Here is a 14,819-nt window from a genome sequence, read left to right on the forward strand (position 1 = left end):
CAAATCTGGTTCGTTTGGCTGCTGTCCTCGGTTGGTAGTAGCGGTCGTCTTGGATAAGGGCTCGAGCTCGTAGAGCAAGCAGCGGCCCGCTGGGCCGAACGTGCCCGCAGTGAGTTACCACGGCGGGCACGTCTTGGCCGTCTTCCGCGCACCGCATCTTGGAGCGGCGGACAGAACGGGATGGATTACTTGGGATCCCCCTTGCTCACAGCGTTGTTGCGGCTAGGATTCACCGCCTGTGAGCTGTGATTTGCCTGGGGCATACCACCGGGTGTGGTCCGGTGTGTAGTGCTTGAGGCCAGCCCAGTCGTACTTATCATCGAATATTTGCACCGGAGGCGATTTAGTGAAGTTTGACGCGTCGTCCCTGCTTCCAGTGCCGTCATACTTGGCGATGGCCGGGTACGGGTATACCGGTCGTGTCTTAGCCACTGTCTTGTCGGTGGCGCTGGTTTGGTAATTCACGACGACTTTGTCGGGGTGGGTGCCCGTTTCTGTCCATTCCATCATCGAGGTCAAGTAGTCAGCGGTCGCCGGCGTCGGGCCGGCGCCGCAGTGGTAGACGCCCGGGACCATGTAGAACGTTAGGAACTTGTCGGCGTTCTCAGCACCCATGTAGTCACGGACCGCGTTGTAGTAGTTCAACGCCATATACGGGGAAGCTCCAGGGTCGGCAGCGCCGGTCCATATCAGCAGCTTTCCCCCACGGGCAGCGAATTTACTGAGATCGGGATTCGTTGGATCGTAAATGCCAGAGAGCTCGTTAAGCTTGTCGAACTCCTTCTTGGTGAACTCCAGGTTCTTGTACGTGATTCCCGTCGGGGCGTCAAAGCTGCTCATGTAGTTCGGAAAATCAAAAGACCACTGCGCGTCCCCTACCGTGGCGGGGGAAAGGATGACAGTAGGGTCGCTCGGAACCATTGACCCTATCCAGCCCAATTCCGATCCGTATGGCATGTCACCAGCAGAGAGGTGCATGCCCTTCGAATCGACCGGACCTGACCACAGCTTATTGACGACATCTGCTTGCCCGGCGGTAAGACATTCTGGGCCATCGGCCCCTTTGCAGATCAGGGTACGGGCATCAAGACTGCAGGCGCGCGGGTCCTGCACCATGTCGCCCTGCCCGCCGGCAAGGGTTCCGCAGGCGCTAAGGACGGACTGGTGCAAGGCGGGGATCTTGTCTGCAGTTAGGATGGCCCGTCCGGAGGGATCAGTGTTTACCCGCACGTTCCATGCGTGGTAAAAGGTGTTCGTGGCAACCTCGTCGATGACCGGCGCCCCGACGACGACACCGTCATAGTCGTCGGGGTAGCGCTGGACTTCCTGCAGTCCCTCACGTCCGCCATCCGAACAGCCAGCGAAATATGAGAACCGGGGGCCCTTATTGTAAAAGGCCTGAATCAGGGCTTTGGTGGCAAGGGTGGTCTTGTGCATCCCCTGGTAGGCGAAGTCAGCAACAGCTCCGGGATTGCCCACGGCCCATAGCCCATCGGCAAACAATGTCCCCGATTTGGTGTGCCCGAGATCGGTCGACGCGGTAACCATTTCACCCGAAGCCGCCGGCTCACATCCCTGAGTCGATGCCGGAGACGTCGCGGTCGAGACGCGGCCGCAGTAACCACCGCAACCGAGCATAAGGAAGCGCTGGGTCCAGCCGGAAATCGGCAGCTTCACTTCAAAACGTACCTGGGAACTGACATAGCCCTTGACGAGGCAGTAGTCCTGAGGATTAGTGTCGCTCTTTTGGACAACGGTCGCCGAATCAAGACGCGTCGGTGCGCCTTGAACGGCGGTGTAGTCTCCGGACAATAGATCGGTGCATGCTTTCTCAGCCGGAACAGCCGGAAGGCTTTGAATACCGGTCGTCATTGTAGCGGTCGAAACAGAGGAAGCTGACGCAATGCTTTGGTCTGCGGCTGCCGGAACAATACTTCCGGCTGCCGCAAGGCATAGTGTCGTGAAAAGAATTGTGCAACGGAATATATCTACAGGTCTAAACACCGGATATCTCCTTTTACTGGCGTTGCGGTGAACAAGGTGGCTCCTTTTCATAGTTCCGGCTAGAGGTTTTCCTGAGAGTCGCTCCCCATCAGGTGCTCGTGCATCATTTGAGGCGCACGAGCTCCAGGGTCGCCAGAAAGCGTTCCCGGGTGGCAGGGGGCCCCTGCAGGGGCGGCGGTGCTGGCGGCAGTCCAGGTCACCGCTTCTTGTGCAAGTGGCATTCTTTGGGGCCGCCAATTTGTCCTTCATCAGAAAGGTCGTCGTGGGCCTTTCCGCGATGAAGGGTGATAGTGAGCGCCACGGCAGTTGTGCGGTAAGCGCACACATGTGCGGATAGCGGTAGTTGCGAGCCTACTAGGCGGTGAGACAGATCACAACCATGGTCCATTGGCTGTAACAGCGAAAGGCCATACCGCCACAGCGGCGTAGCGCATACCGGAAGACCCGGGACCTACCTCGCCCGGGTTCACCAGCCCGTTCATTCAGGCAACCGCAAACGACATTTGACGTTGTCCTGTGCTAGATCACAGGGCTATCTCGGTGCTCAGTACCCCGCCTGCGGCCTTTCAGATGGACCGGTTGGGGTGATGCCTTCGGTGACGCTGCGGACTGTAACCCTTTGGTGTTCCAGGTCATCGACTAAAGCCAGCGGGTTGCCGCTGCGAAACCTTCATCTCGACGATGTAGGTCTGTCATGGTCATCCGTCTTTGTTGGACCATGGGGGCTTCACGTCCGGTGCTGGTCATGGAACAGGCGGTGGTGCGTGGGTAAGCTCTTGGGCTAATTTCAGGACGTTCTTGAGGGCGGGAGTCTCTGTGCCGGTCTTCCAGACGATGCTGTTCTGCACGATGTATTCCTCGGCCAGGGGCCGCATCACGAGTCCTTGGGCCGTGGTATGTCCGGCGCCAGTGGTCGCAAAGGCGAGACCGACTTTGGCATTGATGAGCGCGGAAAGTGTCATGCCGTCGGCTACTTCGATGATTTTTGCGGGGGAAAAGCCTGCACGGTCGCAGGCTTCCTCTGCCATGCTTCTGATGGTCCAACCCGGCGCCTGGAAAATCAGAACCAGAGTCTCATTCTTTAACGCCAGGGTTGGCACCTTGGCCAGGTGCGCCAGCGGATGGTCCTGCGGCATCAAAACGCCAAGGTGTCCGGGCCAAATTGTCCGCCAGCTGATGCCCTCTCCCCGGACTGGACCTCCCACCAGGCCGATGTCCAGATCCTGCTTTTCCACCTTTTTGATGACTTCAGGATTTCGCCTGGAGCTGTCAATAATGAGCTCCATATTCGGGTAGTGCCTGTCAACCGCGCGGACGAGGGTCACGAGATGGTCCGACGTGAATCCGGAGTTGAACCCTATCCGGATTTTACCGAATTCCCCCGTACCTGCGTTGCGGGCTTGGCCGCCGGCAGCTTCAATCGCCCGTAGTGCGGCGCGGCACGGCTCCAGGAATGCATCGCCGGCATCCGTGAGCCTGACAGTGCGCTTGTTGCGTTCGAACAGCTGAATGCCAAGGTGGCGTTCCAGGTGGAAGATCTGTTGACTTACGGCAGGCTGCGCGATGTGAAGCCGTTGAGCGGCCCGTCCGAAATTGAGCTCCTCCGCCACCGCGATAAACGCCTTCATCCATCGTATTTCCATCCGGCCTCCGTACGGCATCCCCCGACTGATAAGCGTAGGTTATTGCTCTGCTCGGTTTTTTGTCTTGGACACTTATCTTCGCATTGGTGAGGCTTATCTGTACAAGAGTGATGGATGACACATGAAGGCAGGAAAGCGTGAGCATGACAGCTACCACAGAACCCGGGCCGCTGAGCGATGGCAGTGCCGCCTTTCCGCATCCGGGCCCGGTCAGGGGATCCGGCGGTGAGATCCGGCACGAGAGCATCGTCTATTCGTGCGAAGCCGGTTACCGGCCACTCTTTTTGGATCTGCGCGTGCCAAAGTCAGCTACCTCTGACTACCCGTGCCCGCTGGTGATTTGGGTTCACGGCGGGGGCTGGATGCACGGCTCGCGCCGTCGGCAGGCCCCAAACCTACACCGGAACCGCGTGATTGAACGCATCGTTGAAGCGGGTTTTGCCGTAGCTCTGGTGGACTACCGTCTGGCCAAAGAAGCTGCCTTTCCCGCTCAAACTCTGGATTTGAAAGCTGCCGTACGGTGGCTGCGGGGGCACGCCTCCGAGTTCCACCTTGATCCCCGCCGGTTTGCCCTTTGGGGTGAATCCGCCGGCGCACACCTGGCGCTCATGGCCTCATTCTGCGACACGTTCGACGACGAGCGGAGCGGCGAGTTCCGTGGCGAATCCGAAGCGATACAGGCAGTCATTGACTGGTATGGCCCCGCAGACCTCACCACAGCTATCGGTACGACGGGGGCTGCCGACTCAGAAGAAACAGGTGCCTCGGGCGAACACCCGGTGGGGACACTCCTGGCAGGAAGCACTTGGACGGCGGAGGATCTGTCCCCGCTTCGCCATGTCCGCGCCGATGCTCCGCCAGTCTTCATCGCCCATGGCCGGGACGACCGGCAAGTGGACGTGGAGCAGAGCCGGCGCTTTCACGAAGCCCTCGTAAAAGCCGGGGCCACCACGGAATATCTGGAGACGGCAGGAGATCACGTCTTTGTAGGGGCGGAGGTACTTTCCGAGGTAACTGACAGCTCCCTGGACTTCCTGCGGAAGCACCTGGGTCCAGGCACCATCAGCGGTCTTGACCCGGCCATTATCGCAATGGAAAAGGCCATGGCCGATTCCGGAGACTACCCGATATTCGTTGATTCCCGGAGCAGCCCCGTGGACGCCGCCACGGCACGCGCCAGAGGAGTGCGCCTGCGTGATAGTTTTTATCCCCCGCAGTTCTTCGACGTTGAAGCCGTCACCGACGAGACGATCACGGGACCGGCCGGAGAAATCCGCATCCGGATCCAAAAGCCCTTGGGCGGCAGTGATGCCACGGTGATCTATTTTCATGGCGGAGGGTGGATCATCGGTGACCTCGATTCACACCAGGCCAATGCCAGCAGGATCGCCGCGCAGTCCAAAGCGCATGTCATTCAAGTGGATTACCGGCTGGCGCCGGAGCATCCCTTCCCCGCAGGAGTCGAGGACGTCCTCGCTGCCCTCGATTGGGTGATTACGAATATTGAACGGTTCGGCGGCAACCCGGCAAAGCTGGTGGTGGCAGGTGACAGCGCCGGCGGGAACTTGGCGGCCGTCGCTGCCCAGCACTGCAGGGAACAGGGCATCCGGTTGGCCGCCCAGTTCCTCATTTACCCCGCCACCGACCTGTCCGTCAGCATGGATGGCGGGGTTGAGAGCCAGTATCTAGGCCCAGAAGCGCCGTCTCTGGCTTCGAACCCGCGAGTGTCGCCGGCGTTGGCGGGGCGCCTGGATGGCTTGGCTCCCGCGGTCATCGGCGTCGGAGTCCACGACTTCCTGTACCAGGACAACGTCCGATACGCCCGAAAGCTGGCAGACGCTGGCGTAACTGTCGTTTTCCGACAGTACCCGACCCTGAATCACGGGTTCTTCAGCTATGGCAACGTCTCGACCGCCGCGGACAAGGCCGCTGAACAGATGTGCCAGGACCTGTACCGCATCCTGCATTCCTGACCTGCGCGGCCGGCGTTGCCCATGACTTCCGTTCCAGTTACTCAAAGAAGAGGAAAAATGAAACAGCACACATCCCTCCGGCTGCGCCGGGCAACTGCAGCCCTCGCCGCCCTCGCGGCCTCGGCCCTGGCGTTGTCCGGTTGCGGCGGAAGCGCAGGTTCTCCGGGCGGTACCTCTGGGGCCGGTAGTGGGCAGGTTCTGACCGTGTCCAATACCTTCGCTCCGATCAGCATGGATCCTGCCCTCAGCGGCAACGGTCGTGCCGGAACCATGCTCCAGCCTGCCTACGAACCACTTGTGCGCACCGGCGCCGATGGCAAACTTGAGCCAGCGCTTGCCGAGTCGTGGAACGTGGCACCGGACAATATGTCCGTGACCTTCAAACTGCGGGACAATGCGAAGTTCAGCGACGGCGAGCCCGTCACCGCTGAGGCAGCCAAGAAATCCATCGAATACTGGGTCTCGAAAAAGGGTCCCTTCGCTGTGAACCTGGCCACCCTGGAGTCCGTGACAGTGAACGGGGAATTCGAGTTCACCGTCAAAGTGAGCGCACCGAACCCGGATCTGGCCAGCATCTTCAACACCTACTGGCTTGCAGGAGATTTGATCAGTCCCAAAGCGCTGGCCACACCGGATGTCCTGGGCACCGAAACCCATGGCGCCGGCCCGTACGTGCTCGATACCGGCGCTACCATTACCGGCAAGTCCTACACCTACCTGCCAAATAAGAACTACTACGATCCGACCAAGATCCATTGGGACAAGGTTGTCATCAGTGTTTACGAGGACCAGAACTCCGCCGTCCAGGCCTTCAAGGCCGGCCAGCTAAAGGTCATGGTCAGCGACCCGATCACTGCCAATGCCAATAAGGCCGGCCTGGCCCAGGGAGCACGCATCGTCTCGGATCCGGTCCAGTGGACCGGTCTGATCATTAACGACCGCACCGGGGAAGTCAACAAACCCCTGGGGGACGTGAAGGTCCGACAGGCCATCAACTACGGCATTGACCGTTCTCTGGTGACTCAGGCCCTGTTCGGCGATTTCGGCACCCCTACCTCGCAACTGCAGGTCAAAGGCTTCACCGGCTATGACGAGACCAATGACAAGAAATACCCCTACGACCCGGAGAAGGCCAAAGCTTTGCTGGCCGAGGCCGGCTATCCGGGCGGAATCACCATCGATGTCGGCTATGTCAAAAACACGCTGAACTCTACACAGGCCCAAGCCATTGCCGGGCAGTTGGAAAAGATCGGCGTGAAGTTGAACATCACGGAGGTCCAGAACTTTGGTGAGCTGAATACCCGAATGGCACAGAAGAAATTCGGAGCGATCATCGCCCAATCGAACTCCGGAACGCCGTTCATGGCGAAGTTCCAGACCCTCGACCCGAACGGTTCCTACAACTACTACCACTCACAGGATCCGGAGCTGACAGCCCTGATTAACGCCGCGGCGGCCAAACCGGCCGCCGATTCCGAAGAAGCCTGGAAGAAGGTTCAGGGGCGGGTCGCCGACCTGGCCTGGTTCGCCATGACCTCTGCCCTGAATGTGAGCTACTTCGTGGCTCAAGGCGTGGACGTTCCGCAGCCTGGCCAGAGCCTGATCATCGACATGGCACTCGTCAAACCGGCCACCTAACGGGTCGCCACCCCTAACTTAGGCCGTGTGGGTTCCGGCCGCGAAGTCTGGCCGGAACCCACAGCACCGGCACCATATTTTCCCTGGCAGCCCGCTGCAGAGCCTGGCTTCCCGAAGGAGACACCACATGCTACGCCTGATACTCCATCGGCTTCTGTTGTCGATTCCACTGATTTTCGTTGTCACGTTCCTCACGTTCTTCCTTAACGCGCTGGCCCCTGGCGATCTGGCCCAGACGATACTTCAGGGCCAAGGTTCACCGGAGCAAGTCGCTGCGCTCCGGGCCCAGCTGGGCCTGGATGAGCCGCTGTTGTCCCAATACGGTGCCTGGGCAGGACAGGCGCTGCAGGGCAACCTCGGTAAGTCGATTTTCACGGGGGAAAGCGTGGCGCACCTGCTGAACAGCAGGATCGGGGTGACCTTGTCCATTATGGCCGGTGTTTTCGTCATCTGCCTGGTGGCGGGGGTTAGTCTCGGGGTGCTCAGTGCCTTGCGCGGCGGATTCATCGGTCGTTTCATCGATGTGTTGTCCCTGGGCGGCCTGGTCTTTCCTTCCTTCTGGGTGGCGCTGGTGTTCATCTCTTTCTTCGCCGTGACACTGCGCTGGTTCCCTGCCACCGGATATACCCCGTTTGCGGACTCTCCGACCAAATGGTTGGCGGGTTTGGTGCTGCCGGTCTTCGCAGTGGCCCTGCATTCCATCACAGGGGTGGCCAAGCAGACCCGTGACGCCATGTCAGATGTTCTGGCCCGTGACTTCATCCGCAGCCTGCGGGCATCCGGCTTGTCCTCCGGCACGATCATTTTCAAGCATGCGCTGCGCAACGCGTCGTTGCCGCTCGTCACCGTAATGGGCCTGGTCATGGTGGGTGCAATCACCGGCACGGTCTTTGTGGAGCAGATTTTCGTCTTGCCGGGGGTGGGCAGCCTCGCAGTCCAGGCCACACAGCAGTTCGACATCTACCTGCTGCAGGGCGTGACTTTGTACTTCACCGTCCTGACCATCCTGATCAATCTCATCGTCGACCTCAGCTACGGCTGGCTCAACCCCAAGGTGCGTGTGTAATGAGCGAAGCAACCCGCATGGAGGGAACGCTGTTCGCGGCCAAGCTGCCTGTTGTCCAGGACAAACCGTCCCGCTTCATGAACCGACTCTTCAAGAAACCCCTGGCCATCATTTCGATTGCATGGCTGATGATTGTTATCACCGCTGCTGTCCTGGCACCCACAATTGCTCCATTCGATCCACTGGAGCAGAACTTGTTGGACATCAAGAAATTACCGTCGGCGGTGCACTGGCTCGGCACTGACGCTTTCGGCCGCGATGTGCTATCCCGGCTGCTGCACGGTTCGCTGCCGACGATCATTGGTATTTTCCAGGCAGTCGCCGTCGCCTGTGTGCTGGGATTCATTCTGGGCCTGGCCGCCGGCTACTACGGTGGGTGGCTGGATAAGACCATCGGCCAGATCACCGACCTGCTGATGGCCCTGCCAGGATTGGTCATCCTGCTCTCGATCCTGGCGGTCTTCAACCGTGACATGACGGCAGCAATGGTCACCATGGGCATCATGGGCTGCGCCGGCATCGCCCGGGTCATCCGCAGCTCAACCCTGAACGTGCGCGAAGAACTGTACATCGAGGCCGCGAAGATTTCAGGCCTGGGAGATAACGCGATTATCTTCCGGCACGTGGTGCCCCGCATCGTGGGACCCATGATCGTCCAGCTCTCAATGTTCGCTGCCATGGCCGTACTGACCCAGACCGGTATCAGCTTCCTGGGCCTGGGCGTCCAGCCCCCGGCACCTACCTGGGGAGGCATGGTGTACGAGGCGGCCGCCGCACTGAACGACTTTCCCTGGCTGCTGGTCCCGGCAGGAGCCACTATCGCAGTAACCGTCCTCGCCTTCGGGCTCCTCGGGGACGCAGCGCGGGACGCCGCTGCCGAGGGCTGGACCAGGACCGCCCGCCGGCGGTCCCGACGGACGAACACCCTGCACGCTGATGCCGCCACTGACGTGACCAAGTCCGCAGGCACGCCTGCTGTGCCGGAAGAACCTGCGTTCCTAACCGTACGCGGCCTGACGATAGTGGCCCAGAATGCCAGCGAAGAGCGGGTGCTTGTACAAAGCCTGGATTTGGATCTCGATCGAGGCGAGACCCTCGGCATCGTCGGGGAATCAGGCTCCGGCAAGACCCTCTCCAGCTTGGCGCTCATGGGGCTGTTGCCGCTGGGAACCCGGGTCACTGCAGGCACTATGGTGCTGGATGGGCGCACTTATGACCTAAGCCGGGTCGATATGCTGCGCGCGCTGCGCGGCGCCACCATCGGGATGATCTTTCAGGAACCCATGGCGGCCCTGGATCCGTGCTTTACCGTGGAGCACCATTTAGTCGAAGTGCTCCGCCGGCATACGAAGCTCTCCCGGACCGCGGCCAAGGCCCGTGCGGTGGAACTGCTTGAGCAGGTCAAGATCCCCAACCCTGCCGATGTCGCACAGCGCTACCCGCACCAGATTTCCGGAGGTATGGCGCAGCGGGTGGGCATTGCCCGCACGCTGGCCGCCAAGCCGAAGGTATTGCTGGCGGACGAGCCGACCACGGCCTTGGACGTGACGGTGCAGGCGGACATTTTGGACCTGCTCCGCGAACTGAGCACCACCGACAACATGGCCGTCATCCTGGTCACCCACGACTGGGGTGTGGTGGCTGACATCTGCGACCGCGCGCTCGTTCTGTATCACGGCGAAACTCTGGAATCCGCTCCGGTGCGGAAAATCTTCAGTCATCCGGAACACCCCTACACGAAGGCACTGCTGAAGGCGAACCCACACAACGCCGTCGTGGGCCAGCCGCTGCCCACCATCCAGGACTCTCTGGAAAACCTGCTGGCCGCCACGGGCGGACGCACCGAAGTGAAGGAGACCGTCGTATGACCGGGAGCGGAGACCAGAACATCCCACTGCTAGAAGTAAAGGACCTGCAGGTCATATACAAAACCCGTCGGCGCGAATTCCATGCCCTCAAGGGTGTGAGCTTGTCCATCGCCGCCGGTGAAACGGTTGGCTTGGTGGGCGAATCCGGCTCCGGGAAAACCACGATCGGCAAGGCGGTCCTGGGCCAGGTGCAGGTGACTGCCGGACAGGTCCTGTTCGACGGCGAGGAGATCACCACCGCCTCGCGCAGGCGCCGCCAGGAACTGGGGCGCGAACTGCAGGTCGTTTTCCAAGACCCGTACTCCTCGCTGAACCCCGCCCGGACCGTGGGCCAAACCCTTGCCGAACCACTGAGCCGTGACAAGTCGCTAGGACGCGACGCCGTTCGGCTTCGGATCGCGGATATCCTCAGGCGTGTCGGCATGCCCGAAGACACGGCCGAACGCTACCCCGGACAATTCTCCGGTGGCCAGCGCCAGCGCATCGCCATCGCCCGCGCCGTCATCGGCCGGCCCAGACTCGTGGTCTGCGACGAACCGGTTTCCGCCCTAGACCTCTCCGTTCAGGCCCAGGTACTGAACCTGCTCAACGAGCTCCAGCAGGATATGAAGCTGAGCATGCTCTTCATCTCCCACGACCTGACCGTGGTACGGCATGTTTCTCAACGCACCGTGGTCCTGTACCGGGGCGAAATCGTCGAAGAAGGCGATGCCCAACAAGTCCACGACCATCCGCGCCACCCCTATACCCGGGCCCTCATCGACGCCTCACCGGTGCCGGACCCGGACCTGCAACGCCACAAGCGCGAAGAACGCCGCGCCCGGCTCCACATGGAAGCATCAGCCTGAGAAGCCGCGCCCCATCGTGGCGCAACCTCGGTCTGACATCTTCGACGATTCTTGAGAGATTTTGAAAGAGAGCACTATTCATGGCATGGATCGACCTCCTAGGCAACGACATTCACTACACCGACACCGGATCAGGGGACCCCGTCGTCATGATCCATGGGCACGGCTCATCAGCGGCGTGCTGGGAACCCCACATCCAGGAGTTGTCCAAGCGGTACCGTGTGCTGGCATATGACAGCTATGACCACGGTTTCTCCTCCAATTCGCCCCGGAACGGTGGTGGCGGCCCCGACCGTGTCAACGAACTCGAGAACTTCCTCCGAAAACTTGGCATCGAACGTCCGGTCCTCATGGGGCAGTCCATGGGCGGCATGACGGTCCTGCGCTGGGCCATCCGGCACCCGGCTGAAGCGGAGGCCCTGGTGGTCTGTGGCATGGGCTGGCCCATAATGGCCAGGCCCGGCAACGTCATGAGCGCACTGGATGCCCAGGAGCGGATCTGGCTCAGCGTGGGTGAATCCTTTACTCCCGAATGGGTTGAAGCAAACCCGATGGAATATGAGCGCTACATCCGGATCCGGTCCACCGCAACGGCAATCGAAGCTGCCCGGCACCCCCGTCCCACGGATTTGTCCAAGACAGGCTGGGACCGCCAGGACCCGAAGGTTGAGGAAGGCCTGCGGGCTGTCGCCAGCGCGCTGCTGCTGTTCGTTGGGTCGAAGGAAGCCCCGGCCATCGCCGAGGGGGTGCACAACGTTCATTCACTGGTTCCGCACAGCAGGATGGTTGTCGCCGAGGGCGCCGCGCACAACGCCTACTACCAGCAGCGCGACCTGCTACTGAGGTCACTCGAGGAAATCCTTGCTGCCAAACCCTCCGTTCTCGACAGTACAACGCCTGTATAGGCCTACCGTGATGCCCAGAGCCAGGTATCCGGACCGGTCCTCAACCGCAGGCAGACCAAACGATGGACTTCGAAAGGGCGAGTGCATAAAAACCCACGGCAGGGGTGGGCGCCGGTTGGTGCTCATAGGCTCCAACGCGTCCAGGGACATGTCGCCTGCGTTGTGGAACTTCTCAAGCACCTCGGAAACGACTGGACGTATGAAGCATGGGACGTCCCCGCAAACAACGACATGTCAGCCATCCACGAAGGGATGCTGGCACCTGACGTTGTGGCAGCCAACGTCTGCTGTGCAGTGCATCGCGGGCCGTGTGTCCGCCTAAAGGAGGCGTACAACGCGATCGACGAGTGGATGGCGGCGAATCGTCGAGAGTCTGCCGGGTACTCCTGGGAGATTTACGGAGATCCAATGCCGGACCCAGCCCAAACTGAGCCGACAATCGTGCGCCTCCTTAAGTAGGAGTCAACGGGGGACAGCGCCGCCAATCCCTGTTGCCTGCTTGAATCCGGAATTCTACGGGTCGGTCTCCGACAGCAGTGCACGGAGACAGCCCGATGAACGGGCCGGGATTCTCTGACGGCCTGGGGCTAGTTTTGGTCCGCGGGGTAATCCCCAGCCGGTTATGGGACAGGGAGCAGAAACCCTAGGAGACTGCTGAACTAAGTGCTTTGTAGGGCTGGTCCGTGGCGTTCGCTGTCGGGCCAGCCCTTCCTTTTGTGGGTTGGGGTTTCTGGGGTTGAAGTATTTTGGGTGGTTCCGGGCTTTTGGTGCCTGTGGCCGGGTAGTGGGTGTTGTTTTGGCGGGCTGTGAGAGGCCTGGTCCTGGTTTCCGGTTCAAGCGATGGCCCAGGACCCCTGTTCGCTGGTGAGTCCGAGCTTCAGGAGGCGGCGGAGGTTCAGTCCGGCGATCCGTAGCTGGAGCCAGGCGTTGTTCCGGTTGATGCCGCGGTGGGGAACCCGTCGGTTGCCGCGGGTGAGCCATGCGATGGACCGTTCGACCATGGGCCGGTGGGTGCGGTAGTCGTCCTGGAAGGCCGGGTTCTTGGCGCGTTGGCGGTGTTGCCGTTGCAGCGCGTCATGTTCGTGGAGAACGATTTTGTGTCCTCGCGGTGAGGCGGTGCATCGGTGCCGGAGGGGGCAGCCTGTGCAGGCGGCGCCGAACGTGACCCGTCGTTTGGTGGTGATGTTGCGGGTGAGTCCGTGCGGGCAGGTCATGGTGCCGGCTGCTTCGTCGACGGTGAAGTCATCGAGGGTGAATCCGCCTTCGACTGCTGGGCGGAGGGGCCAGGGTTTGATCACCGGGGTGTGGCCGGTGCCGGCCAGAGCGGCGAGCATGTCCCCCGTGCCGTAGGCCGAGTCGGCCAGGACGTCCAGGCTGGTGCCGGCGATCGTGGAATCCATGCCGATCAGCCGGGCACCGACGGCCCCGTCGCTGTTTTCCGGGCCGGAGGCCTTGGTCAGTTCCGCGGCGGTGATCAGCCCGGTGTCGGGTTCGATCACGATGTGGGCCTTGTATCCGTCCTGCTGCCGGGACTGTGTCTTGTGCGCGTGCCGGGTGTCGGGGTCAACGGTGGAGATCATCCGGTCCGGGGCGACCTTCCGGGCGATCCGCCACCGCCCGTCGGTCCCGTCGGAGTCCTCGGCCGGTTCCACGTCCTGCCCGGCGACCAGGGCCAGCAGAGCGTAGGCATCAGCAGCCTTTCCGTCCAGCGTTTCGGGATCGACCGCGGCCAGCAACGCCAGGGCGTCGGTGACCAGCGCGGAGATCAGCCCGTCTTTGGCGTCCTGGTCATCCCAGGCGATTCCGGCTTACCCGTGCGGATGTAGTCATAGCCCGTGGCGTGGGCGGTCACGAGTTCTTGTCCGCCCGGGATGTCCCGGCCGAAGCGGCGGACCGCGGCGATCAGCTGCGTGATCGTGTCCTGCCTCGCGACCGCGTCATCCAGGACCGTTGAATCCACCGCTCTGCGGCGCTTGCCCGTCAAAGCCCCGGTTTCCGCGACGACTTTGGCGATGGCTTCCATGATCCGGTGCGGATCCGACGAGGCGGCCAGCCGCTTTCGCCAGTACGTCAACGTGCTCGGATGGAACGCGGTATCAGTCAGCCCGTACCCGCACGCGGCCTTCCACCTCAGATCGAAGGTCAGTGCATCGGCTGTTTCCCGGTCAGAGAGGCCCTGCAATGCCTGCAGCACCCGCACCGACCCGATGACCGGCGACGGAACCGACGGCCTGCCCCGCCGCGACGGAAACAGATCCTCCATCATCGAATCCGGAAACAACCGCCCCCGATGCTTGGCCAGAAAAGCGAAAACACTGCCCGGAGCCAACAACTCCCCGGCCAGTGCCTCCACATCCAAATACCCGCGTTGCGCGTCCTCGCGTCCCTGCATAAGACCAGTCTTAACCACCAGACCCATCAGTCCAGTCGACGCGCCCCACATCCGCCGATTAGTTCAGCAGTCTCCTAGGGCGGCGCGATATTCGCCGCGCACATCATGGTTTACCGGAGGTTGCCTCTCCGAATAGCCGCGTGGGACCGGCGCCAGCGCGGGGCCATCTGCGTCGCCGGTCGCTCATGATGTTCTCAGATCTCACCCTGACACTCTGAGGGCCATAAAACCGGCGCGGGGGGCCCGATAACCATCGAAACAGTCCGAAGAATCGGGATTCATTGGACCTCGCTCGTGGCAGGGATGGCTAAATCACCTCTCGCGGCGCGGCAGGTGGCTGAAGAAGATTTAGGGCTCGGGCGACGAGCGAATCCCGCCTGGTCAGGCGCCCCGACGTCAGATTGGGCTGTAGGTCAGCAAGGCAACGGCGACATGGAGCTGTGGAATCATGGTGGCCGCCGAGAAGCCTCACGGTACAGATC

At 61.4% G+C, this 14,819-nt stretch carries 8 protein-coding genes and 1 pseudogene; 6 read left to right on the top strand and 3 right to left on the bottom strand.

Going from position 1 to position 14,819, the window contains the following annotated elements; genetic code table 11:
• Positions 1-222: 222 nt before the first annotated feature.
• Complete coding sequence (locus OW521_RS17805) at positions 223-2,055, bottom strand: tannase/feruloyl esterase family alpha/beta hydrolase (protein ID WP_268020910.1); 1,833 nt, start codon at positions 2,053-2,055, stop codon at positions 223-225.
• A gap of 692 nt (positions 2,056-2,747) precedes the next feature.
• Positions 2,748-3,632 (bottom strand): LysR family transcriptional regulator, encoded by an 885-nt coding sequence (locus OW521_RS17810; protein ID WP_268020911.1) that lies wholly within the window; start codon positions 3,630-3,632, stop codon positions 2,748-2,750.
• Positions 3,633-3,790: 158 nt separating this feature from the next.
• On the opposite strand from OW521_RS17810, the gene OW521_RS17815 reads away from it, so the two are divergent.
• The 6 genes from OW521_RS17815 to OW521_RS17840 all read left to right on the top strand — a co-directional run bounded on the left by OW521_RS17815 (position 3,791) and on the right by OW521_RS17840 (position 11,945).
• Entirely contained in the window at positions 3,791-5,620 is a 1,830-nt protein-coding gene (locus tag OW521_RS17815) for an alpha/beta hydrolase fold domain-containing protein (protein ID WP_268020912.1), read from the top strand.
• A gap of 57 nt (positions 5,621-5,677) precedes the next feature.
• Positions 5,678-7,258 carry an ABC transporter substrate-binding protein gene (locus OW521_RS17820; RefSeq protein ID WP_268020913.1) on the top strand — a complete coding sequence of 527 codons (1,581 nt, stop codon included), beginning with the start codon at positions 5,678-5,680 and terminating at the stop codon, positions 7,256-7,258.
• Between the two features lie 127 nt (positions 7,259-7,385).
• Positions 7,386-8,324: an ABC transporter permease gene (locus OW521_RS17825; protein WP_268020914.1), complete on the top strand. Its 939-nt coding sequence runs from the start codon at positions 7,386-7,388 to the stop codon at positions 8,322-8,324.
• Positions 8,324-10,192 carry a dipeptide/oligopeptide/nickel ABC transporter permease/ATP-binding protein gene (locus OW521_RS17830; RefSeq protein ID WP_268020915.1) on the top strand — a complete coding sequence of 623 codons (1,869 nt, stop codon included), beginning with the start codon at positions 8,324-8,326 and terminating at the stop codon, positions 10,190-10,192. The genes OW521_RS17825 and OW521_RS17830 overlap by 1 nt, the downstream gene beginning before the upstream one ends.
• Entirely contained in the window at positions 10,189-11,040 is an 852-nt protein-coding gene (locus tag OW521_RS17835; protein WP_268020916.1) for an ATP-binding cassette domain-containing protein, read from the top strand. The genes OW521_RS17830 and OW521_RS17835 overlap by 4 nt, the downstream gene beginning before the upstream one ends.
• Positions 11,041-11,120: 80 nt before the next feature.
• Complete coding sequence (locus OW521_RS17840) at positions 11,121-11,945, top strand: alpha/beta fold hydrolase (RefSeq protein ID WP_268020917.1); 825 nt, start codon at positions 11,121-11,123, stop codon at positions 11,943-11,945.
• An 833-nt stretch (positions 11,946-12,778) separates the two neighbouring features.
• Here OW521_RS17840 and OW521_RS17845 read toward each other — a convergent pair.
• Positions 12,779-14,337 (bottom strand): annotated as a pseudogene (locus OW521_RS17845) (IS1182 family transposase).
• Positions 14,338-14,819 lie beyond the last annotated feature (482 nt).

Origin of the sequence: Arthrobacter sp. MMS18-M83 (assembly GCF_026683955.1) — a bacterium.
GTDB lineage: Bacteria > Actinomycetota > Actinomycetes > Actinomycetales > Micrococcaceae > Arthrobacter.